The sequence below is a fragment of the Nocardioides sp. CFH 31398 genome, assembly GCF_022436705.1.
In the GTDB taxonomy this organism is placed as follows: Bacteria; Actinomycetota; Actinomycetes; order Propionibacteriales; family Nocardioidaceae; genus Nocardioides.
In genome coordinates, this window is record NZ_JAKUHT010000003.1 from 40,270 (window position 1) to 62,710 (window position 22,441).

Below are 22,441 nucleotides of genomic sequence, written 5' to 3' on the forward strand. Positions count from 1 at the left end.
CCGTCGTCGTCCCAGCACCGGGACACGACACACGCGCGCAACACGGGCGCGCGACCATGGCGGCCATGAGCTCCACACGCCAGGACCGCCCCGACGTCGACGCGCTGCTCGAGGCCGACCGCCGCGACCTCGACCCGGCGCTCTTCGCCGGCGGGGTGTCGTCGGAGGACTCCCACACCGTCCTGCGCGCCTCGGTACGCCGGCTCGCGGCGCTGCTGGGCGAGGCCCTGCGCCGCCACGAGGGCGACGACCTGCTCGACCTCGTCGAGCGCGTGCGGCGCCTCGCGCGGCAGCCGGACGACGCCGAGCTGCGCGCCGTCCTCGACGAGGTGGACGCCCCCACCGCCGTCGTCCTGGCCCGCGCGTTCACCGGCTACTTCCAGCTCGCGAACGTCGCCGAGCAGCTGCAGCGCGGGCGCGAGCTCGAGGCCGGCGAGGTCGGGCCGCTCGCCGCGACCGTCGACCGGATCGGGGCCGCCCTCGGCGACGGGTCCCTGACCCCCGACCTGCTCGCCGAGATCCTCGATCGTGTCGAGTACCGCCCCGTCTTCACCGCCCACCCCACCGAGTCCAGCCGACGCTCCGTGCTGCGGCTCCTCGCCCGCATCGCTGGCGTCGTCGACGACCTCGACGACCCCCGGCGCTCGGGCCGGTACGCCGAGCGCGACGAGCAGCGTCTCGCCGAGCTGGTCGACCTGCTGTGGCAGACCGACGAGCTGCGGGTGGTCAAGCCGCAGCCGCAGGACGAGGCCCGCACCGCCGTCTTCTTCCTCCGCTCCCTGGCACGCGACGTGGTGCCCGAGGTGATGGCCGAGCTCGACCACCGGCTCGCGGCGATCGACGTCCACCTGCCCGCGACGGCGCGGCCCCTGCGGTTCGGGTCCTGGGCCGGCGGCGACCGCGACGGCAACCCCCACGTCACCTGCGCGGTCACGCTCGACGTGCTGCGCCTGCAGCACTCCGCCGGTCTCGCCGAGCTGGTCGAGCTCGTCGAGCAGGCGCTGGCGGAGATGACGCCGTCCACGCGCGTCGTCCGGGCCAGCGAGGCCCTGCTGGCGAGCCTCGAGCGCGACGCCGAGGCCCTGCCCATCACCTGGGAGTCCGTGCGCCGCCTCAACGCGGAGGAGCCCTACCGGCTCAAGCTCAGCTTCGTGCGGGTGCGGCTGCTGCGCACCCGCGACCGCCTCGCGCACGGCACCCCGCACGAGCCGGGCCGCGACTACGCCGGCATCGGCGAGCTCGTCGAGGACCTGTCGCTCGTGCGCGAGTCGATGCTCGCGGCCGGCGACCGCCTCACCGGCGACGGGACCGTGCTGCGCCTGCTCCGCACCGCCGTCACCCTCGGCGCCGGGCTCGCCACCCTCGACGTCCGCGAGCACTCGGGGCGCCACCACCGCGCCCTCGCCGAGCTGTACGACCGCCTCGGCGAGGACGGCACGCCGTACGCCGACCTTGACCGCGAGCAGCGCATCGAGCTGCTGTCGGCGGAGCTCGCCTCCCCGCGCCCCCTCACCGGCGCGTCGCTGGGCGGGCCGGGCGGGCTCGACGGGCTGGACGAGGACACGGCCGGTTGCCTCGACCTGATGCGCACGATCCGGACCGCCCTCGACACCTACGGCCCGGAGGTCGTCGAGACCTACATCGTCTCCATGACCCACGACGTCGACGACCTGTACGCCGCCGTCGTCCTCGCCCGGGAGGCCGGGCTCGTGGACCCCGGCTCGTCGTCGCGACCCGCGACCGCCCGGATCGGCTTCGCGCCGCTGTTCGAGACCGTCGCCGAGCTGGAGATCGCCGGACCGCTGCTGGAGAAGCTGCTGGGCGACCCGTCGTACCGCCGGCTCGTGGCCGCCCGGGGCGACGTGCAGGAGGTGATGCTCGGCTACTCCGACTCGTCGAAGGACGCCGGGATCGCGGCCTCGCAGTGGCAGATCCACCGCGCCCAGCGGGCGCTGCGCGACATCGCGGCCCGCCACGGGGTGACGTTGCGACTGTTCCACGGCCGCGGCGGGTCGGTCGGTCGCGGCGGCGGGCCGACGGCGGAGGCGATCCTGTCGCAGCCGAACGGCACCCTGGACGGCCCGATCAAGATCACCGAGCAGGGCGAGGTGGTCTCGGACAAGTACGCCCTGCCGACGCTCGGCCGGCACAACCTCGAGTCCGCGCTGGCGGCGGTGGTGGAGGCGTCGGTCCTGCACCGGACGTCCCGGCTGCCCCACGACCTCCTGACGACCTGGAACGACACGATGGACGAGGTCGCCGCCGCCGGGCAGGAGGCGTACCGCGCGCTGGTCCGCCACCCCGACCTGCCGTCGTTCTTCACCACGGTCACCCCCGTCGACGAGCTCGGCGGCCTCAACATCGGCTCGCGGCCCTCGAAGCGCCCCGGAGGCGTCGGCGGCATCGAGGACCTCCGCGCGATCCCCTGGGTCTTCGGCTGGACGCAGGCGCGGATCATCCTGCCCGGCTGGTACGGCGTCGGCTCCGGCCTCGTGGCCGCGCGGGAGGCCGGGCGTGCGGACACGCTGCGCGAGATGGTGCGGCACTGGCCGTTCTTCCGCACGTTCCTGTCGAACGTGCAGATGACGCTGGCGAAGACCGACCTCGACATCGCCGCGACGTACGTCGACGCGCTCGCCGCACCCGACCAGCGCCACCTGTTCGACACCATCCGCGCCGAGCACGCGCGCACGGTCGAGGAGGTGCTGGCGGTGACCGGGCAGTCGACGCTGCTCGAGTCGGCGCCCACCCTGCGCCGGACGCTCGAGCTGCGCGACTCCTACCTGGCGCCGCTGCACGCCCTGCAGGCCTCGCTGCTGCGTCGTACCCGGCAGACGCCGGAGGGCGCGGAGGTCGACCCCGACCTCCGCCGCGCGCAGCTCCTCACCATCAACGGCATCGCGGCGGGTCTGCGCAACACGGGGTGAGCCCCGGCCGATGACTCCACGGGGCCGCGCCGGTCGGTCCCCGCATGAGCATCGTGAGAGACCTGTACAGCGTCACCGTCGAGGTGACCGACACCGACCGCGCCCTGGCGTTCTACCGCGACGTGCTGGGCTGCGAGGTCCGCCTGGACGTCGAGGTGTGGCCCGGCGCCCGTCTCGTCGAGGTGGTGCCTCCGGGAGCCTCGGTGCCGGTCGCGCTCATCACGCGCGACTCGGGCCTGCCGATCGGCGTGCGGTACGTCGTCGCGGACGCCGACGCCGCCCATGCGGCGCTCGTCGCGGCCGGCGTGCAGCCGCACAGCGAGGTGCTGCACATGGACGGCGCGCCGCCGATGTTCGCGTTCGACGACCCCGAGGGCAACACGGTGATCCTGATGCAGGGCTGAGCCTCAGGCGACCGTGCCGTGCAGCAGCGCCATGCGGCTCGCCGGGGTGGTGCCGGTGAGCACCCGCAGCGCCAGGACGGTCGTGGTCGAGACACCCAGGTGACCCGTGACCCGGGCGACGGCGAGCTCGTCGAGGGGCAGGGCACCGGTCGAGCGGCTCACGTCGGGGACCAGGCCGAGGTCGAGGTCGTCGCGGCCCGCCATCATCGAGCGGTTGAACTCGAACTGCTCCCGCGCTCCGTCGGCGGCCAGCTTCCTCAGCACCCCCGCGCCCATCCGACGACCGGTGCGCTCCACGGAGAGGGAGTCGAGGGCGGCGACGAGGGTCGCACCGCCGGCGTGCTCGACGTCCGCCCAGACCGCGCGCATCGAGCCGGCCGCCTCCAGCAGCAGGGCGGCCGCCTTCTCGCCGATCCCGGCGACCCCCGGCAGGTTGTCGCTGGCGTCGCCGCGGAGCGCGGCGAAGTCCAGGTAGTGACCGGCCTCGACGCCGTACATGGTGAAGAGCTTGGCGGGGTCGAGCAGCGGCGAGGCGCCGACGCCGCCGTTGATGAGCCGCAGCACGCGGGTGGAGTCGGAGATGTGGGCGAAGGCGTCACGGTCGGACGTGATGACGATGCACTGCCAGCCGTGCCGCCGGGCCCAGGTGGCGGCGGAGGCGGTGACGTCGTCCGCCTCGAGGCCGGCGGGGGTCACCGTGTGCAGCCCCATCGCGTCGAGCATCGCGGCGCCCCGGTCGATCTGCTCGAGCAGCTCCGGGTGCTTCTGCGCCCGGCCCGCCTTGTACGCCGGGTAGCGCGCCGCCCGCTGCGAGTGCGTGCGGTCGTCGAAGCCGAGGACGACGCGGTCGGGGGCGAAGCGCTCCACCGCCTCGAGCACCTGCAGCAGCATCCCGTGCAACGCCCAGGCCGGTCGGCCACCGCGGTCACGTTGGTCGGACGCGACCCGGGCGTGGTGGGCGCGGTGCAGCAGCGAGGGGGCGTCGACGGCGAGGAGCAGCGGCGCGTCGGTGGGGGTCGTCATGGTGTGCCGCCGAGCCTAGGTCGCCGGAGGCGGGCGCGCGAGGCCCGGATCGGGGTCATGATCGAGCCGTGAGGATCGGACTGGTCGGCGACGTCGAGGGCGAGCTCGCGGTGGTCGTCGACGCCCTGCGCCTCCTCGCCGAGCGCGGGGACGTGAAGCACGTCGTCCAGCTCGGCGACCTGCGCTACGGGATGGGCCCGGACCCCGAGGGCTACCTCGACGCGATCGAGGCCGCATGCGTCGGGCTCGGGCTGCGCCTGGATGTCGTCCCGGGCAACCACGAGAACTGGGCGCTGCTTGACTCGCTCTGGTCGCGTCCAGCCTCCGTGGACGACACCGGCCGGCTGCTGCCGCTGCGGCTGCGGGAGCACGTGACGATGCTGCCCCGCGGCCACCGCTGGACCCTCGGCGGGCGCAGCGTCGTCGCCCTCGGCGGCGCGCCGTCGATGAGCGTGGGCCAGAGGCCGGAGGGCGTCGAGTGGTGGCCGACGGAGGTCCTGCTCGACCACCACGTCGACGCGGTGGTCGCCGACGGCCCGGCGGACGTGATGCTCACCCACGACAGCCCCGGTCCGCCGTACTGCGTGCCCGAGGTCGACCAGATCCTGCACCGCAACGTGCGCGACAACCCGCGGGACTGGTCACCGAGGGCGCTCGCCCACGCCGAGACCGGTATGACCCGGATGACCCGCGCCGTCCTGGGCGTCGCCCCGCGGTTCCTGGCGCACGGCCACTTCCACGTGGCCGGGGAGGACGTCGTGCGCCTGCCGGGGTCCTCCCACGACACCACCGTGTGGTCGCTGTCGGCTCGGGGTGAGCCCGGCTCCGTCCGCGTGCTCGACCTCGACACGCTGGGTCCCGCGCCGGGCGGGTAGTGCGAGGAGCGCCCACGACCCACCCGTCGGAGGTTGAGGTGCGAGGAGCGCCAGCGACCCACCCGTCGGTGGTCGAGGTGCGAGGAGCGCCCACGACCCACCCGTCGGTGGTTGAGGTGCGAGGAGCGCCCACGACCCACCCGTCGGTGGTTGAGGTGCGAGGAGCGCCAGCGACGAGCCTCGAAACCCCGCACCACGGCCACCGGTCGACCCACCGGGTTTCGAGGCTCGTTGCGCTCGCACCTCAACCAGCGGTGGACACGCCCGCTCGCACCACGGCCACCGGTCGACCCACCGGATTTCGAGGCTCGCTGCGCTCGCACCTCAACCAGCCGTGGACACGCCCGCTCGCACCACGGCCACCGGTCGACCCACCGAGTTTCGAGGCTCGCTGCGCTCGCACCTCAACCAGCGGTGGACACGCCCGCTCGCACCTCAACCAGCGGTCGACCCACCGGTTTTCGAGGCTCGCTGCGCTCGCTCCTCAACCAGCGGTCGGTACGCCCCCGCTCGCACCTCTGCCAGCGACGGGCACCTCCCCTGTGCATCTTCCCTGTTAATCGAACATGTGTTCGATTACACTGGGTCCATGACCACCACAGCCATCCCCCTCCGGCCCCGGGACTCCCTCTCCCTGGCCGTGCAGGTGGATGTGCTGCACCTGGTCGTGGACGACCTGCACGCGACCACGGTCCGCGCCGCGGACGCCGGGTTGCTCGCCGAGGTGCACCGCGCGCAGGCGCGGCTGTACGGGCTGCGGCTGAAGCTGATCGCCGCCGCGCAGGCCGCGGACGTGCCCGCCGGCGACGGCCAGGCCTCGACCGCGGACTGGGTCGCGAAGAACACCCGCGGCACCCGGCAGGACTCCGCCCGCGACGCCGGCCTCGCCGGCTCCCTGGCCGGCTCCGAAGGTGAAACCGGACTGGAGGGGACCCGCTCGGCACTGGAGGACGGCGCGCTGTCCGCGGCGCACGCGAAGGTCATCGCCGACGCGATGAGGAAGCTCCCCGCCGCCCTCACGCCCGCCCAACAGCAGGCGTGCGAGGCGCGGCTGGTCGACCTCGCCGCACGCCTCGACCCCGCCCAGTTGCGCCGTGCCGCACGGCGGGTGCTGGAGGAAGTCGAGCCCGACCCCGAGGTCGTCGACGCCCACGAGAACGACCAGATCGTCGAGGAGGAGGACGCCGCCCACGCCAAGGCGCGCCTGAGCTTCCACGACAACGGCGACGGCACCACCAGCGGCCACTTCACCCTGCCGAACCTCGCCGCCGACGCCCTGCGCAAGATCATCGAGGCCATGACCGCACCCCGGCGCCAGCACAGGGCCAGCGGTCGCGACGCGCGCCATGCCAAGGTCGGGCCGCGGGAGTCCAACCCGTTCGTGCGTGACCAGACCGACCCCACCCGTGATCCCGCCCATGCCCGCGGCCTCGCCCTGGCGCAGCTGTGCGAGCACCTGCCCACCGACCACCTCCACGGCGCCGCGACCACCCAGGTCACCGTCCTGATGGACATCGAGACCCTCCGCGGCCACCTACGCGCCGCCGGCCTCGACACCGACCGCCCCATCTCCGCCGGCGAAGCCCGCCGCATGGCCTGCAACTCCGGCATCGTGCCCACCGTCTTCGGCCGCGCCCTCGACGGCAAACCCCGCGTCCTCGACCTCGGCAGGCTCTCCCGACTGTTCACCGAAGCCCAACGCGCCGCCATCACCGCCCTCCACACCCACTGCGCCGCCCGTGGCTGCACCCGACCCGTCGCCTGGTGCGAGCTGCACCACAAGACACCCTGGTCCCACGGCGGCACCACCGACCTCGACAACGCCGCACCCCTCTGCGGCTGGCACCACCGACGCATCCACGACCACCGCTACACCCACGACTGGTACACCGACGGCACGGTCTCCATCAGCCTGCGCACGTAGGGGGCGACCGCGTGCTGCCCTACCGTCGACCCGTGGAGCCGTCGACCGCCGACCGACTCGCGGAGGCCACCGAGGCCGCCGCCCTGTCGGCGCGCCTGCAGCGGCAGCTCGACGAGGCGCGTGAGCGAGTGCTCGTCAGCGCGCAGGCAGTGGAGGAGGCGACGTCCTGGGCCGCCGAGAAGGAGAGGGACGTCGAGCGGCTGCGTGGGTTCGGCTGGTCCGGCGTCCTCGCGAGCGTGACGGGGTCGAAGGACGACGACCTGCACCGCGGGGAGGCCGAGGCGCTCGCCGCGAGGACGGCGGCCGCCCAGGCCGAGCAGCAGCACGCCCAGGACGCTGCCGCCGTCACTTCGCTCCGCGAGCGGATCCGTGACCTCGGGTCGACCACCACGGCCCTCGCCGAGGCCCGAGACGCCCACGAGGCGTGGCTCATCGAGCACGACCCCGAGCGCGGACCCCGCCTCCGCGAGCTCGCCGCCAGCGACGGCGCCCTCGCGGCCGAGCAGAGGGAGGTCAGGGAGGCGCTCGCCGCCGGTCGCGAGGCGCAGGACCGGCTCGTCGCCGCACTGGACCTGCTGCGCAGCGCCGACGACTGGGCGACCTGGGACCTCCTCGGCGGCGGGGTGGTGAGCGGCGGCATGAAGCACGAGCGGCTCCGGCAGGTCGGCGACCAGCTGGAGCAGGCGGGCCTGGCGCTCCGCCGGTTCGACGCCGAGCTCGCCGACGTGCACCGGGACGCCGCCGGGGCCGTCGCCGTCAGCGCCGGGCAGCGGTTCGTCGACGTCTGGTTCGACACCCTCGCCTCCGACCTCGCGGCCAGCCGCCGCATCGACGACGCGGTCCAGCGCACGCGCGCCGCGCTCGAGCGGGTACGGGACGCCGGCCAGCGTCTCGAGGCGCGCGAACGAGAGGTGACGGCGCGCAGAACTGTCGTCGCCGATGAACGGGTACATCAGCTCGACCGATAGTTTGAACGTTCAAACCCGAACACCTGTGGAGGCGACCGTGGTGGAGAGCTGGCCGGGAGAGCCCTATCCCCTGGGCGCGACGTTCGACGGGAGCGGCACGAACTTCGCCCTCTTCAGTGAGGCCGCCGACCGCGTCGAGCTGTGCCTCGTCGACGTCGGCCCGCGGGGCAAGCGACGCGAGACGCGCGTCGAGATGACCGAGGTCGACGCCTACGTCTGGCACTGCTACCTGCCGACCGTGCAGCCGGGCCAGCGGTACGGCTACCGCGTCCACGGCCCGTGGGACCCGAAGAACGGGCTGCGCTGCAACCCGAACAAGCTGCTGCTCGACCCGTACGCCAAGGCGACCCACGGCGAGATCGACTGGGACCCCTCGCTGTTCGGCTACGACTTCGGTGACCCCGACTCGCGCAACGACGCCGACTCCGGGCCGCACATGACCCTCGGCGTCGTCATCAACCCCTTCTTCGACTGGGAGGGCGACCGCGCGCCGCGCACGCCGCTCAACGAGACGGTCATCTACGAGGCCCACGTCAAGGGCATGACCGTGCAGCACCCCGAGGTGCCGGAGGAGCAGCGCGGCACGTACGCCGGCCTCGCCCACCCCGCGGTCACCGACCACCTGCGCAAGCTCGGCGTCACCGCCATCGAGCTCATGCCGGTCCACCAGTTCGTGCAGGACAACACGCTGCTCGAGAAGGGCCTGCGGAACTACTGGGGCTACAACACCCTCGGCTTCTTCGCCCCGCACGCGGCGTACGCCGCCACCGGCGACGCCGGGCACCAGGTGCAGGAGTTCAAGGCCATGGTGAAGTCGATGCACGACGCGGGCATCGAGGTCATCCTCGACGTGGTCTACAACCACACCGCCGAGGGCAACCACCTCGGCCCCACCCTGAGCTTCAAGGGCATCGACAACCCGCAGTACTACCGGCTCGTCGAGGACGACCCGCAGTACTACATGGACTACACCGGCACCGGGAACTCGCTCAACGTCCGCCAGCCGCACTCGCTGCAGCTGATCATGGACTCGCTGCGCTACTGGGTCACCGAGATGCACGTCGACGGCTTCCGCTTCGACCTCGCCAGCGCGCTCGCGCGCGAGTTCTACGACGTCGACCGCCTCGCGACCTTCTTCGAGCTCGTGCAGCAGGACCCCGTCGTCAGCCAGGTGAAGCTCATCGCCGAGCCCTGGGACGTCGGCCCCGGCGGCTACCAGGTCGGCGGCTTCCCGCCCCAGTGGGCGGAGTGGAACGGCGCCTACCGCGACACCGTCCGCGACTTCTGGCGCGGCGAGCCCAGCCTCGGCGAGTTCGCCAGCCGCCTCGCGGGCTCCAGCGACTTCTACGAGCACTCCGGACGCCGCCCGGTCGCCAGCATCAACTTCGTCACCGCCCACGACGGCTTCACCATGCGCGACCTCGTGTCGTACGTCGAGAAGCACAACGAGGCGAACGGCGAGGACAACAACGACGGCGAGAGCCACAACCGGTCCCAGAACTTCGGCGTCGAGGGGCCGACCGACGACCCCGAGGTGCTCCGGGCCCGGGCCCGGGCGCAGCGCAACTTCCTCGCCACGCTGCTGCTCAGCCAGGGCGTGCCGATGATCCTGCACGGCGACGAGATGGGCCGCACCCAGGACGGCAACAACAACACCTACGCCCAGGACTCCGAGATCGCGTGGATGGACTGGGACGCCGCCGACCGGCCGCTGGTCGAGTTCACAGCCGCCGTCGTCAAGCTCCGCCACGACCACCCGACGTTCCGCCGCAAGCGGTTCTTCACCGGTGACGAGGTCCGCGTGCCGGCCGGCGACGAGGGCGACCGCCTCAACGACATCGTCTGGCTGCACCTCGACGGCCGCCCGATGGAGGACGGCGACTGGCACGGCGAGGGAGCCTCGCAGGCGGTCGGCATGTACCTCAACGGCCACGGCATCGCCGGCAAGGACGCCCGCGGCAACTCGATCACCGACGACCACTTCCTGCTCTACTTCAACGCCGACGGCGACGCCGAGATCACCCTGCCCCCGGCCGAGTACGCCGAGGGCTGGGACGTCGTCATCGACACCTCCGGCGAGGTCACGGACCGTGACGGCCTGGAGCCGGGAGCATCGCTCCCGATGTCGTCGTCCAGCCTGCTGGTGCTCCGCGAGGCGCAGCCGCCCGCACCCGAGGTCGACCACTCCGTCGACGCCTCGATCGCGGCCTACGCCGACCGCGCCCAGCCCGTCAGCGAGGGTTAACCCATGGACAAGCCTGTGCCCACCAGCACCTACCGGGTGCAGGTCCGGGAGTCGTTCGACCTCCGGAGGACCGCGGAGCACCTCCGCTACCTGCACGACCTCGGGGTCGACTGGGTCTACCTGTCGCCGCTGCTCACCGCGGAGCCAGGGAGCGACCACGGGTACGACGTGGTCGACCACGCGAGCGTCGACGCCTCCCGCGGGGGCACCGCCGGGCTCGAGGCCGTCGCCCGCCAGGCGCACGCGCTGGGCATGGGCGTGCTGATCGACATCGTCCCCAACCACGTCGGCGTCGCGACCCCCGCGGCGAACCCGTGGTGGTGGGACCTGCTGCAGCACGGCCAGGGCTCGGCGTACGCCGACGCGTTCGACGTGGACTGGGCGGCCGACCCGGGCCAGGACGGGGGCAAGCTCGTCGTCCCGGTCGTCGGGGACGGCGACGAGGGCGCCATCGAGGTCGACGTCGAGGCTGGCGAGGTGCGCTACCACGACAACCGCTACCCGCTGGCTCCCGGCACGACCACGCTCGCCGAGCAGCACTACCGGCTCGCGCACTGGCGCGAGGCCGACCACGGGCTGAACTACCGACGCTTCTTCGCGGTCAACACGCTCGCCGGGATCCGCGTCGAGGACCGTCGCTGGTTCGACGCCTCGCACGTCGAGATCGGCCGCTGGTTCCGGGAGGGCCTCGCCGACGGCCTGCGCGTCGACCACCCCGACGGCCTGCGCGACCCCGAGGGCTACCTCGCCGACCTCGCCGAGCTGACCGACGGCTCCTACGTGCTCGTCGAGAAGATCCTCGAGCCCGGCGAGGAGCTGCCCGAGAGCTGGTCGACCGCCGGCACCACCGGGTACGACGCCATGGCCCAGGTCGACCGCGTGCTCGTCGACCCCGCGGGCGAGGAGCCGCTGACCGCGCTCGAGGCCCGGCTCGCGCGGCGGCCCTACGACTGGCACCAGCTGATCCACGACACCAAGCGCGCGGTCGCCGACGGCGCCCTCGGTTCGGAGGTCCGGCGCATCGTCCGCGAGCTGCCCGCCGAGCAGGTCGGCCCCCACCCCGAGCGTTTCGTCGACGCCGTCGCCGAGCTCCTCGCCTGCTTCGAGGTCTACCGCTCCTACCTGCCCCTCGGCGCCGAGCACCTCGAGCGTGCCGTCGCCGAGGCCCGCGAGCGCCGCGGCGACCTCGACGACGTCCTCGACGTCCTCGCGCCCCTCCTCGCCGACACCGACCAGCCGGCCGCGCTGCGGTTCCAGCAGACCTCCGGCATGGTCATGGCCAAGGGCGTCGAGGACTGCGCGTTCTACCGCACCTCCCGCCTGTCGTCGCTGTCCGAGGTCGGCGGCGACCCGTCGGTCTTCGCGGTCTCGCCGGCCGACTTCCACGCCGCCATGGCCCGCCGCCAGCACACCTGGCCCCACGCGATGGTCGCCACCTCGACCCACGACACGAAGCGCGGCGAGGACGTCCGCGCCCGGATCGCCGTCCTCGCCGAGATCCCCGCCCTGTGGGAGTCGGCGCTCGACCGGTTGCTCGAGGCGGTCCCGACCCCGGACCCGTCGTTCGCGTCCCTGCTGTGGCAGGCCATCCTCGGCGCGTGGCCGTCCCGGCCCCACCCCGACCTGCGGGGCCGGCTCCACGCGTACGCCGAGAAGGCGATGCGCGAGGCGGGCGACCGGACGCAGTGGACCGCCCCCGACGAGGCCTACGAGGCCGCCGTCCACGCGTGCGTAGACGCCGCCTTCGACGACCGCCGGGTCGTCGCCGTCCTCGAGGAGCTGCTCGACGCCACCTCCCGCGCCGGGCAGTCGAACGGCCTCGCCGCCAAGCTGGTCTCCCTGACGATCCCCGGCGTCCCCGACGTCTACCAGGGCAGCGAGATGTGGGAGCAGAGCCTGGTCGACCCCGACAACCGGCGCGAGGTCGACTTCGAGGTCCGCCGCACCGTGCTCGACGCCGTCGCGGGCGGCGTCCGCCCGCCGTGGGTCGGCAGCCGGCAGGACGCCGGGGCCGCGAAGCTGCACGTCGTCCGCTCCGCCCTGCGGTTGCGGCGCCGGTCCCCCGAGCTGTTCACCACGTACGACGCGCTGCTCGCCGAGGGCACCGCGGCCGACCACGTGCTGGCCTTCGACCGGGGCGGCGCCGTCACCGTCGCCACCCGCCTGCCCGTCGGCCTCGCGGCCGTCGGCGGCTGGGGCAGCACCCGGGTCCGGCTGCCGGCCCAGCCCGGGGACGCGCCCCTCGTCGACCGCCTCACCGGGCGCGAGTGGTCCGGCGAGGTCCTGCTCGCCCAGCTGCTCGACGCCTACCCCGTCGCGCTGCTGGCGCCCGCCACCGACGAGGACGACGCGTGAGCCGCCCCGGCGTGTCGCGCTTCGACGTCTGGGCGCCGGAAGCCGAGCGGGTCGACCTCGTCGTCGCCGACCAGGTGGTCCCCATGCGCGGCCTCGACGGTGGCTGGTGGACCCCCGACGGTGCCGTGCCGGACGGCGAGGTCGACTACGGCTACCGCCTCGACGGCGCGGAGACGGTCCTGCCCGACCCGCGATCGCGCCGACAGCCGGACGGCGTCCACGGCCGCTCGCGGACGTTCGACCCGACCGCGTTCGCGTGGACCGACCAGGCCTGGACGGGCCGCCAGCTCGCCGGGTCCGTCGTCTACGAGCTCCACGTCGGCACCTTCACCCCCGAGGGGACGCTGGACGCCGCCCTCGGAAAGCTGGACCACCTCGTCTCGATCGGGGTCGACCTCGTCGAGCTCATGCCGGTCAACTCCTTCGACGGCACCCACAACTGGGGCTACGACGGCGTCGGCTGGTTCGCCGTCGACGAGACGTACGGCGGCCCCGCGGCGTACCAGCGCTTCGTCGACGGCTGCCACGCCGCCGGCCTCGGCGTCGTCCAGGACGTCGTCTACAACCACCTCGGACCGTCGGGGAACTACCTGCCCGCGTTCGGCCCCTACCTGACCGAGGGCCGCAACACCTGGGGCGACCAGGTCAACCTCGACCAGGTGGGCAGCGAGGAGGTCCGTCGCTACGTCCTCGACGACGTCGCGATGTGGCTCGACGACTACCACGTCGACGGGTTGCGCCTCGACGCCGTGCACGCCCTCGTCGACTCCTCCCCCGTGCACCTGCTGGAGGAGATGGCCGTCGAGGTCGCCGCCCTGTCGGCGGCACAGCGGCGTCCGCTGACGCTGATCGCGGAGTCCGACCTCAACGACACCCGCATGGTCACCCCCCGCGAGGGCGGCGGCCGGGGCATCGACGCGCAGTGGAGCGACGACTTCCACCACGCCGTCCACGTCGCGCTCACCGGGGAGACCCACGGCTACTACGCCGACTTCGCGCCGCTGTCCGCGCTCGCGAAGGTCTGCGAGAAGGGGTTCTTCCACGACGGCACGTACTCGTCGTTCCGCGAGGCCGACCACGGCCGTCCGGTCGACGTCGAGCACATGCCCGCCTGGCGCCTCGTCGTGTGCTCGTCGAACCACGACCAGGTCGGCAACCGCGCCCGCGGCGACCGCCCCTCCGACCCCGAGCCCGGCCACCTCGACGACGACCGGCTCGTCATGGCCGCCATGCTCGTCATGGCCGGCCCGTTCACGCCGATGCTGTTCATGGGCGAGGAGTGGGCCGCCGCCACGCCGTTCGCGTTCTTCACCTCCCACACCGACCCCGAGATCGCCGAGGCGACGCGGACCGGCCGGATCGAGGAGTTCGCGAAGATGGGCTGGGACCCCGACACCGTCCCCGACCCGCAGGACCCGCAGACCTTCGCCGCGAGCCGGCTCGACTGGTCCGAGCCCGAGGGCGGACGGCACGCCGTCGTCCTCGACGCCTACCGGCGGCTCGCGCAGCTGCGCCGCACGGTCCCCGCGCTGACCGACCCCGACCTGCGGGCCGTCCGCGCCACCGCGGACGACGACGCGAGGGTGTTCGTGCTGCGCCGCGGCGACGTGACGCTGGTGCTGAACCTGGGCGACGCGGCGTACGACCACGGCCTGGACGGTGCGGCCGAGGTGCTGCTGGCGACCCCGACGGCACCGACGCTCGACGGGGGCGTCCTGCGCCTGCCCGCGGGATCGGGTGCGCTCGTGAGGTTTCAGCGGGGCTGAGCGGGGTAGGAGCCTGGGCACCGCGTCATCCCACCCGAGACATCCGTCGAGGAGGACCCCATGACGATCCAGGTCGTCAAGCGCGAGCTGACCGCTCTGTCGTCGGACATCGACGACGCCGTGGCCGACTCGGTCACTCGCACCATCCCGTTGGCCGCCTCCAGCCCCGAGACGTACGGCGACGCCACGCTGTCCGGCTACGTGGACTCCGCCAAGGAGAGCCTGCAGGCGACCATCCGCGCCATGGCCACCGACGCCCAGGCCGCCGCCGCCAGCGTGCGCGACCAGCTGACCGACTTCTCGACGACCGACACCGGCTCGGCCGACGCGATGCGGCCCGCCGGCGGGGGTGTCCCGGTATGAGCCTGGACGTGAAGGAGCTCGGCGAGACCGAGGACCCCAAGGAGATCGTGCCCGGCGAGCCGGGCCAGGTGCGGACCGCCGCGACCACGTTCACCGACGAGGGTGAGCGGATGACCCGCATCGGCGTCAGCCTGGCCGGGCTCTCGGCGCCGTCCTGGGAGGGCGGCGCGGCGGAGACGTTCAACGCGGCCTTCCCCGACTCCATCAAGCCGTGGAGCGAGATCGGCGGCGACGCGAAGTCCGCCGGTCGGGCCCTCTCCGACCACGCCGGCGTCCTCGGCGCCGCGCAGGCGAAGGCCCAGCAGGCCATCGAGAAGTACAAGGCCGGCAAGGAGGCGCAGGCACGCGCCCTGGCCGAGCACAACGCCGCCGTCGACGCGTACAACGCCAACCTCGGCTCCACCGGCACGCTCGGCGGCGGGGGCGGCCACCTGGCCCCGCCCGGCGCCTTCCACGACCCCGGCATCGAGCGGATGCGCGAGGCGCAGGAGATGGTCGAGGAGGCCCGCGAGCAGGTGAAGGAGTCGGTGGAGACCACCACCACCGCCCTCGCGAAGCTGCCCGGCACCCTGACCGCCGGCGCCCGCCCCGACCCCGACAGCACCTTCGGCGACATCACGATCGCCCTGCCCGGCGGTGAGCGTCCGTGGAACGACGAGGACCTCATGACGCCCTACGGCGACGCGGTCGACGAGGACGGCGACGGTCGCGACGACCGGACCGGCCTCGAGGTCACGATGGACCTCGGCAGCGTCGAGACGCCCACCGCCCGCGTGTGGGGGGCCGAGGGCAGCTTCGAGAACCAGGTCGGCGACGTCACCCTGTCCGGCGACGGCGAGGTCAACGTGCTCAGCGCCAACGCGGGCGCGGGCCTCGAGGTCGGCACGGGCGGGCTCGCCGCGACGGCCAACGCCGGCGCCTACCTGGCGCAGGCGGAGGGCCAGGTCTCCGCCCAGTACGGCTACGCCACGGTCGGCGCCGAGGGCTCCGCCATGGTCGGGGCCGAGGCCGAGGGCGAGGTCAGCGTCGGCACCGACGGCGTCCACGCCGGCGGCGAGGTGTTCGCCGGCGCCCGGGCCGAGGGCGCGCTGTCCGGCGACGTCGGCGGCGTCGGCGGTGCCGTGACCGGTGAGGCCTGGGCGGGCGTCGGCGCGTCCGCGGACCTGGACGTCGGCATGAACGAGGACGGCTCCTTCACCATCGGCGGCCACCTCGGTGCCGCGCTCGGTGTCGGCGGACAGCTCGGCGGCGAGATCACCATCGACCCGGGTGAGGTCGTGGACACCGCCGAGGACCTCGCCGAGGGCATCGGCGACGGCGCGGAGGAGGTCGGCGACGCCATCGGCGACGCCGCCAGCAGCGTCGGCGACGCCCTCGGGTTCTGAGACCGGACGAGACGAGAGGATCACGGACATGGAGCAGTTCCCCGTCCCCATCCGGTTCGAGCTGCCCGGCCCCCAGTGGCGGGCCGTGCAGCCGGAGTCGGTGGGAGTCACCAACGCGATGCTGGTCGCCCTGCGCGACGACACCCCCGGCGACTACACGCCGATCATCTCCTTCAGCGGCGGCTGGCGGACCGACGACGCCACGATGGAGCAGATCGCCGACGAGGCCGTGATGCGGCTGCGCGACGAGACCGGCGACGCCCAGCTGATGGACCGTCGTCGCGTCGGGACCGAGCAGACCCCGTCGTACAGCCAGGTGATCCGGGCCTCCGCCGAGGTCGACGGCGTCCACTACGACCTGGCCCGCCTGCAGGCCCTGCTCGGCCTCCAGGACCCCGAGCAGGAGCGTCGCCGGGCGGTGCTCATCGTCAGCTGCACCTGCCTCGCGTCCCAGCTGGACGTCGTGACGCCCGAGTTCCAGACCCTCGTGCGGGGCCTGCGGGTCGACGAGGAGAAGGCCGCCGGCTGAGTCCCCGGCTGGGCCGCCGGCTGAGTCGCCGGGTCAGCCCAGGACGCCGGTGAGCGCCAGGATCGCCACCACGATCCCGACGACCACGAGGGCGCCGATCACGAGGCCCGCCACGCCGAGGCCGACCTTGGCGGACGTGTTCATCGTCTTCCGCAGGCCCAGGCGGTCGGCGGCGGCCTCGATGATCGCGTTCCCCTCGCCCGAGGCGAAGGTGTAGTCGACGACCTCGCCCGGTCGTCCGCTGTCGTCGATGCCGATCTCCTTGCGGAAGGAGATCTCGCGGACGTTGCCCTGCTGCATGCCCGCCGTCGCGCGCAGCACCGGCCGCGGGACGCCGCCCGCGAGCTCGGCACCGGCCTGCCACTCGACCGTCATCGACCGGTCCGTGACGGTGTAGGTGCCGTCCGGAGCGACCTTCACGATGTGGGAGAACGACTTCTTCAGCGACTTGCGCTGCATCAACGTCCACCACTGGGCGTCGACGACGTCGATCTGCACGGTGAACCCGTCGGGCGTCTCGTCGGCGACCATGTACGGCGTGTCGGCGACGGCGCGCTCGACCTCGGCGGCGAACTGCTGGGCATCGGCCATGGGACGACCCTACTGGCGTCCGTAGCCTGGCCGGGTGAGGCGAACCGCGATCCTCCTGGCGACCGCGACGCTCCTGCTCGCGGCGTGCGCGCCGAGCGGGGACGACGCCGCGCCGGCCACGGAGCCCGAGCCGCCGCGGTCGTCCCAGTCGCCCCAGTCGTCCGAGTCGCCCCAGTCGCCCCGGTCGTCCGAGTCCGCCCAGCCGCCCGAGCCCGGGTCGACCCCGCCGCCCTGGCTCGGCACCCGGGTGCTCCCCGACCGCGGCGACGGCTTCGGTGAGGTCCGGGCGACCCCACCCGCGCTGCGGGAGCGGGCGTTCACGGTCGCCGACACCCTGCCGCCGCTGCCCGGCGGCGGCTTCGCCGCCCGGGTCGCCGATCCCGCGCCGACCGGCGTCCTCGACCGGTCGACCTGGGCGCCCGGCTGCCCGGTCGCGGCCGACGACCTGGCGTGGGTCCGCGTGACCTTCCGCGGGTTCGACGGCGAGCGGCACACCGGCGAGCTGCTCCTGGCCTCGGAGTGGGCGCGGCCGATGGTGCGGGTGTTCCGCGCCCTCTGGGACGCCGACTTCCCGCTCGAGGAGCTGCGGATCACGCGCCCCGCCGAGCTGGACGCCCCGCCCACCGGCGACGGCAACAACTCCGGCGCGTTCGTGTGCCGCCCGGTGACCGGCGGGACGTCGTACTCCGAGCACGCCTACGGCCGGGCCATCGACCTGAACCCGTTCCAGAACCCCTACGAGCGCGACGACCTCGTCGTCCCCGAGCTCGCCTCGGCGTGGCTGGACCGCGACCGGGACCTGCCCGGCATGATCCGCCCCGGCGACGCCGTCGTCCGCGCGTTCGCCCGGATCGGGTGGCAGTGGGGCGGGGACTACACCTCGCTGAAGGACTACCAGCACTTCTCCAGCACCGGCGGGTGAGTCCCGCCGGGCGGGGGCCTAGCGGTCGGCCTTCCGCACGCGCCGCCGCAGCTGCAGGATCCGCGCCGTGCCGGCGAGCCCGGCGACCGCCAGCCCGGCCGCGAAGGCGAGCAGCAGCGCCACGGCGAGCGGCGAGCTGCCGGTGGCGCCGAAGTAGTTCACCTGCACCGACTCGAGGTTCTGCAGGATGAAGACCGCGAGCAGCACGAGGACGACGACCATCAGCACCAGGATCACCCACACGTGACCGGTCGCCGACCCGCGCAGCGGGTCGTCGGGGCTGCCCTTCACCCGGCGCTGCTCCTGCTCCTCCTGCCGCTCCGCCACCGCGTCGCGCCCCGTGGGCTCGGGCGCGCGGTCGTCGTACGTCGGTGCGGGCGGAGGCTGGTTCGCGGGCTGTCCGCCGACGACCGGGTCCTGCTGGCTCATGGGCCCTCCTTGGCTCGCGACCAGCCTAGGGCGTGGGGCCGGGGCCCACGACCGCTTCACCCGCCACGACACGCCGGGCTTAGGGTGGCCTTACCTGACGGTCGTCGGCGGAGCGGAGGAACGGTGGACGAGGCGCCCGGGACCAGCGGCGCCCTCGTGGCCCGCACGCTGCGCCGGCAGGCGCGCCCCCTCGTCGGGGCGCTCGTGATCATCGGGCTGTGGCAGGTCTGCGAGGCCATGGTCCCCGTGATGATCGGGGTCGTCGTCGACCGCGCGGTCGCGACCGGCGACCCGCTGGCGTTCGCGCTGTGGGGCACGGCGACGGCGCTGCTGTTCGTCGTCCTCGGGCTGTCGTTCCGGTTCGGCTCGCGCATCCTGCTGCGCTGCCGGACCGTCGAGATGCACCGCATCCGCAGCGAGATCGCGGCCCACGTGCTCGCCCCCGTCGGCGCCCGCACCGGACGCCCGGTCGGCGAGGTCCTCAGCCTCGCGACCACCGACGCCGAGACGGTGTCCAACGTCCTGCGCCAGCTGGTGTTCGCCGTCGCCGCGCTGCTCGGCCTGACCGTGAGCACCGTGGTGCTCGTCGGGATCGACCCCGTCCTCGCGCTCGTCGTCCTCGTCGGGGTGCCGCTGGTGCTGGCCGGCACCCAGCTGCTCGCGCCCCGGCTGGCCCGGCGCAGCACCGTGCAGCTCGACGCCGTGGGCGACGCGACCGCCGTGGCGACCGACCTCGTCCGCGGCCTGCGACCGCTGCAGGGCATCGGGGGGCAGGACGCCGCCCTGGCCGGCTACCGGCGCCGCAGCCGCGCCGCGTCCGACGCCGCGGTCGACAGCGCCCGCTCCGAGGGGCTGCTGGTCGGCGTGGCCAACGGGCTGTCCGGGCTGTTCCTCGCCGTCGTCGCCCTGCTCGCCGGCCTGCGCGCCGCCCAGGGCGAGATCGGCGTCGGCGAGCTCATCGCCGTCGTCGGGCTCGCGCAGTTCTTCGCCGAGCCGATCCGGATGGCCACCGACCTCATCGCCGACCTCGCCCGCTCCCGCGCGGCCGCCGGCCGCGTGGTCGACCTCCTCGCCACGCCCCCGCTCGCCGAGGACGGCCCGCTGCCCGCCCCCGGCGCCACCGGACCCCCCGCCCTGGAGGTGGACGCCGTCACCACCGGCCCGCTGCGGGGCCTGACGCTCGAGGTGGAGCCCGGCCGGACGACCGCCGTCGTGGTCGACGACCCCGCCGCGGCCGCGACACTGCTCGCGCTGCTGCGCGGGGAGCGGCGCCCCGACGCCGGGGCGGTCCGGCTCGACGGCGCGGACCTGGTCGACCTCGGTGTCGCCGCCCGAGCGGCACGGCTCCTCGTGGACGACCACGGCACCGACCTGTTCGAGGGGACGCTGCGCAGCAACGTCGACCCGGCCGGCCGGCTGGACGACGACCGGCTCGGCGTCGTCCTCGAGGCGTCGGCGGCGACCGACGTCGCGGACCTGGACCCCGCCGGCGTCGAGCGACCGGTCAGCGCCGACGGCACCGACCTGTCCGGCGGGCAGCGCCAGCGCCTCGCACTGGCCCGCGCGCTCGCGGCGGACCCGCCCGGCCTGGTGCTCCACGACCCCACCACCGCCGTCGACGCGGTCACCGAGCAGCGCATCGCCGCCGGGCTCGCCGCACTGCGGCGGGGACGGACGACGCTCGTGCTCACCAGCAGCCCCGCCCTCCTCGACGCCGCCGACGTCGTCGTCCACGTGCGCGAGGGTCGCGTCGTCGCCCGCGGCCGGCACGCCGAGCTCCTCGCCGACCCGGCGGCCGCGGCGTACGCCGAGGCGGTGCTGCGATGAGCGGGCCCGACACCCTGCCGATCAGCACCCCCCGCGAGGCGGCCCGGGTCGCCTGGCCGCTGCTGCGCCGTCGGCCCGGCGCGCTCGTCGCGACCGTCGTGTCGCTCGTCCTGGTCGGCGCCGCCGGCCTCGTCGGCCCCTTCATGCTCGGCCGGGTCGTGGACGTGGTCGACGACGGCGGGGACCAGGGCCGCATCGTCGTCGCCGCCGTCTGGATCGCCCTGGCCGCCGTCGTGGGGGCGGTCGCCACCACCGTCGGGGTGACGGCGCTGGCCGCGGCCGGGCAGCCCGCGCTGGCCGAGCTGCGCGAGGAGGTCCTCGACGTCGCGCTGCACACCGACCCCGCCCGGATCGAGCGCGCCGGCTCCGGCGACCTGCTGTCGCGGGTCGGCGACGACGTCCGGCTGATCTCGGAGTCCCTGACCGAGGCCGTGCCCCTCGTCGTGAACTCGCTCGTCACCGTGGCCTTCACCGCCGGCGGGCTGTTCCTGCTGGACTGGCGGCTCGGGCTGGCCGGCCTGGCCGCCGCGCCGGCGTACGTGCTGGGGCTGCGGTGGTACCTGCGCCGCAGCGGGCCGAAGTACCGCGCCGAGCGCGCCGCGAACGGCGTCCGGGCGCAGGCGCTGGTCACGGGCCTGGGCAGCAGCGCCACGCTGCGCGCCCACGGTCTCGCCCCGCGGGCGCAGGAGCGGATCGAGTCGACGTCGTGGTCGGCGGCCGAGATCACCCTCGACGTCTTCCGGCTCTACACGCGCTTCGGGTTCCGCATGAACATGTCCGAGGCGCTCGGGCTGCTGCTCGTGCTGGGCGTCGGGTTCCTCGCGGCCCGCGCGGACGCCGTCAGCGTCGGCGAGGTGACCGCCGCGGCGCTGTTCTTCCACCGGCTGTTCAACCCGGTCGGCGCGCTGCTGTTCTTCTTCGACGACGTCCAGTCGGCCGGGGCGTCGCTCACCCGGCTCACCGGCATGGTCCTCATGCCCCGCCCCGCGCGCCCCGCCGACGTCCGCCCGCCCGCCGACGCCGGGGTGGCGCTGCGCGGCATCACGCACGCCTACGTCGAGGACCGGCCCGTCGTCCACGGCGTCGACGCCGTCCTCGCGCCCGGGGAGCGGGTCGCGGTGGTCGGCAGCACCGGAGCCGGCAAGACCACCCTCGCGGCCGTCGCCGCCGGGCGCCTGCACCCCACCGCCGGGACGGTCGAGCTGGGCGGCGTCCCGCTGGCCGCCGTCGAGGCCGACGGACGCCCGCCGGTCGCGGTGGTGACGCAGGAGGTCCACGTCTACACCGGCACCGTGCGCGACAACCTGCTGCTCGCGAAGCCGTCCGCGACGGACGACGAGCTGCGCGCCGTCCTCGGCGACCTGGGCGCCCTCGGCTGGGTCGAGGCGCTCCCGGACGGGCTCGACACCGTCGTCGGCGAGGGCGGGCTCGAGCTCACCCCCGCCCAGGCCCAGCACCTCGCCCTCGCCCGGCTGCCCCTGGCCGACCCGCTGGTCGCCGTCCTCGACGAGGCCACCGCCGAGGCCGGCTCCGCCGGAGCCCGCGACCTCGAGCGGGCGGCGTCCGCCGCGACCCGCGGCCGCACCTCCCTCGTCGTCGCCCACCGGCTCACCCAGGCCGCCGCCGCCGACCGGGTCTGGGTCATGCACGACGGTCGCGTCGTCGACTCCGGCACCCACGACGAGCTCGTCGCCGCCGGCGGCCGCTACGCCGAGCTCTGGCGCGCCTGGTCCCAGCGCTGACGGTCGTCCCGCGCGGGGCTCCCGGGACCGGGGCCGGCGGCGGGTGGCCAGGAGCCCGTCGGCGCCGGCGGGCGTCCGGTCCGGGGAGGCGCGGCCTGTCGCGTCCGTCACGCTGACGGGGGCGCGGGTGGCGGCGGAGCATGGGTGGAGACGTCTGCGGGCACAC

17 protein-coding genes are annotated in these 22,441 nt (G+C 74.4%); 14 read left to right on the top strand and 3 right to left on the bottom strand.

Annotated features, from left to right (window positions below):
- Positions 1–65: 65 nt before the first annotated feature.
- Both ppc and MJ876_RS02560 read left to right on the top strand, forming a co-directional pair.
- Positions 66–2,927 carry a phosphoenolpyruvate carboxylase gene (gene ppc / locus MJ876_RS02555; protein ID WP_240234483.1) on the top strand — a complete coding sequence of 954 codons (2,862 nt, stop codon included), beginning with the start codon at positions 66–68 and terminating at the stop codon, positions 2,925–2,927.
- A 44-nt stretch (positions 2,928–2,971) separates the two neighbouring features.
- Positions 2,972–3,331 carry a VOC family protein gene (locus tag MJ876_RS02560; protein ID WP_240234484.1) on the top strand — a complete coding sequence of 120 codons (360 nt, stop codon included), beginning with the start codon at positions 2,972–2,974 and terminating at the stop codon, positions 3,329–3,331.
- Between the two features lie 3 nt (positions 3,332–3,334).
- Here the strand turns inward: MJ876_RS02560 and MJ876_RS02565 are convergent, their stop codons facing one another.
- Positions 3,335–4,354 carry a 5'-3' exonuclease H3TH domain-containing protein gene (locus MJ876_RS02565; RefSeq protein WP_240234485.1) on the bottom strand — a complete coding sequence of 340 codons (1,020 nt, stop codon included), beginning with the start codon at positions 4,352–4,354 and terminating at the stop codon, positions 3,335–3,337.
- Between the two features lie 68 nt (positions 4,355–4,422).
- On the opposite strand from MJ876_RS02565, the gene MJ876_RS02570 reads away from it, so the two are divergent.
- From MJ876_RS02570 to MJ876_RS02610, 9 genes are all read left to right on the top strand, one after another.
- A complete protein-coding gene (locus MJ876_RS02570) occupies positions 4,423–5,229 on the top strand; it encodes a metallophosphoesterase (RefSeq protein WP_240234486.1) in 807 nt (268 codons plus the stop codon).
- 589 nt (positions 5,230–5,818) lie between these two features.
- Positions 5,819–7,153, top strand: a complete 1,335-nt coding sequence (locus MJ876_RS02575; RefSeq protein WP_240234487.1) for an HNH endonuclease signature motif containing protein — start codon at positions 5,819–5,821, stop codon at positions 7,151–7,153.
- Between the two features lie 32 nt (positions 7,154–7,185).
- Complete coding sequence (locus MJ876_RS02580) at positions 7,186–8,121, top strand: hypothetical protein (RefSeq protein ID WP_240234488.1); 936 nt, start codon at positions 7,186–7,188, stop codon at positions 8,119–8,121.
- Between the two features lie 40 nt (positions 8,122–8,161).
- Entirely contained in the window at positions 8,162–10,366 is a 2,205-nt protein-coding gene (glgX, locus tag MJ876_RS02585; RefSeq protein WP_240234489.1) for a glycogen debranching protein GlgX, read from the top strand.
- 3 nt (positions 10,367–10,369) lie between these two features.
- Complete coding sequence (gene treY / locus MJ876_RS02590; RefSeq protein WP_240234490.1) at positions 10,370–12,721, top strand: malto-oligosyltrehalose synthase; 2,352 nt, start codon at positions 10,370–10,372, stop codon at positions 12,719–12,721.
- Positions 12,718–14,487 carry a malto-oligosyltrehalose trehalohydrolase gene (treZ, locus tag MJ876_RS02595; protein ID WP_240234491.1) on the top strand — a complete coding sequence of 590 codons (1,770 nt, stop codon included), beginning with the start codon at positions 12,718–12,720 and terminating at the stop codon, positions 14,485–14,487. Before treY ends, treZ begins: the two co-directional genes overlap by 4 nt.
- A gap of 60 nt (positions 14,488–14,547) precedes the next feature.
- A complete protein-coding gene (locus MJ876_RS02600) occupies positions 14,548–14,850 on the top strand; it encodes a hypothetical protein (protein ID WP_240234492.1) in 303 nt (100 codons plus the stop codon).
- A complete protein-coding gene (locus tag MJ876_RS02605; protein ID WP_240234493.1) occupies positions 14,847–16,235 on the top strand; it encodes a putative T7SS-secreted protein in 1,389 nt (462 codons plus the stop codon). Before MJ876_RS02600 ends, MJ876_RS02605 begins: the two co-directional genes overlap by 4 nt.
- 28 nt (positions 16,236–16,263) lie before the next feature.
- Complete coding sequence (locus MJ876_RS02610) at positions 16,264–16,764, top strand: hypothetical protein (protein ID WP_240234494.1); 501 nt, start codon at positions 16,264–16,266, stop codon at positions 16,762–16,764.
- A gap of 33 nt (positions 16,765–16,797) precedes the next feature.
- On the opposite strand, the gene MJ876_RS02615 is transcribed toward MJ876_RS02610, so the two are convergent.
- Entirely contained in the window at positions 16,798–17,355 is a 558-nt protein-coding gene (locus MJ876_RS02615; RefSeq protein ID WP_240234495.1) for a hypothetical protein, read from the bottom strand.
- 34 nt (positions 17,356–17,389) lie between these two features.
- Here MJ876_RS02615 and MJ876_RS02620 point away from each other — a divergent pair, with 34 nt between their 5' ends.
- Positions 17,390–18,277: a M15 family metallopeptidase gene (locus MJ876_RS02620; RefSeq protein WP_240234496.1), complete on the top strand. Its 888-nt coding sequence runs from the start codon at positions 17,390–17,392 to the stop codon at positions 18,275–18,277.
- Between the two features lie 18 nt (positions 18,278–18,295).
- Here MJ876_RS02620 and MJ876_RS02625 read toward each other — a convergent pair whose 3' ends face one another.
- Entirely contained in the window at positions 18,296–18,706 is a 411-nt protein-coding gene (locus tag MJ876_RS02625) for a lipopolysaccharide assembly protein LapA domain-containing protein (protein WP_240234497.1), read from the bottom strand.
- Between the two features lie 123 nt (positions 18,707–18,829).
- Here MJ876_RS02625 and MJ876_RS02630 point away from each other — a divergent pair, with 123 nt between their 5' ends.
- Positions 18,830–20,533: an ABC transporter ATP-binding protein gene (locus MJ876_RS02630; protein WP_240234498.1), complete on the top strand. Its 1,704-nt coding sequence runs from the start codon at positions 18,830–18,832 to the stop codon at positions 20,531–20,533.
- Entirely contained in the window at positions 20,530–22,275 is a 1,746-nt protein-coding gene (locus tag MJ876_RS02635) for an ABC transporter ATP-binding protein (RefSeq protein ID WP_240234499.1), read from the top strand. Before MJ876_RS02630 ends, MJ876_RS02635 begins: the two co-directional genes overlap by 4 nt.
- Positions 22,276–22,441 lie beyond the last annotated feature (166 nt).

Bases quoted from the DNA above. Each gene is read 5' to 3' on its own strand.
- ppc (WP_240234483.1), top strand. From the start codon at position 66: ATGAGCTCCACACGCCAGGACCGCCCCGACGTCGACGCGCTGCTCGAG.
- MJ876_RS02560 (WP_240234484.1), top strand. From the start codon at position 2,972: ATGAGCATCGTGAGAGACCTGTACAGCGTCACCGTCGAGGTGACCGAC.
- MJ876_RS02565 (WP_240234485.1), bottom strand. From the start codon at position 4,354: ATGACGACCCCCACCGACGCGCCGCTGCTCCTCGCCGTCGACGCCCCC.
- MJ876_RS02575 (WP_240234487.1), top strand. From the start codon at position 5,819: ATGACCACCACAGCCATCCCCCTCCGGCCCCGGGACTCCCTCTCCCTG.
- treY (WP_240234490.1), top strand. From the start codon at position 10,370: ATGGACAAGCCTGTGCCCACCAGCACCTACCGGGTGCAGGTCCGGGAG.
- MJ876_RS02600 (WP_240234492.1), top strand. From the start codon at position 14,548: ATGACGATCCAGGTCGTCAAGCGCGAGCTGACCGCTCTGTCGTCGGAC.
- MJ876_RS02605 (WP_240234493.1), top strand. From the start codon at position 14,847: ATGAGCCTGGACGTGAAGGAGCTCGGCGAGACCGAGGACCCCAAGGAG.
- MJ876_RS02610 (WP_240234494.1), top strand. From the start codon at position 16,264: ATGGAGCAGTTCCCCGTCCCCATCCGGTTCGAGCTGCCCGGCCCCCAG.
- MJ876_RS02615 (WP_240234495.1), bottom strand. From the start codon at position 17,355: ATGGCCGATGCCCAGCAGTTCGCCGCCGAGGTCGAGCGCGCCGTCGCC.
- MJ876_RS02625 (WP_240234497.1), bottom strand. From the start codon at position 18,706: ATGAGCCAGCAGGACCCGGTCGTCGGCGGACAGCCCGCGAACCAGCCT.
- MJ876_RS02635 (WP_240234499.1), top strand. From the start codon at position 20,530: ATGAGCGGGCCCGACACCCTGCCGATCAGCACCCCCCGCGAGGCGGCC.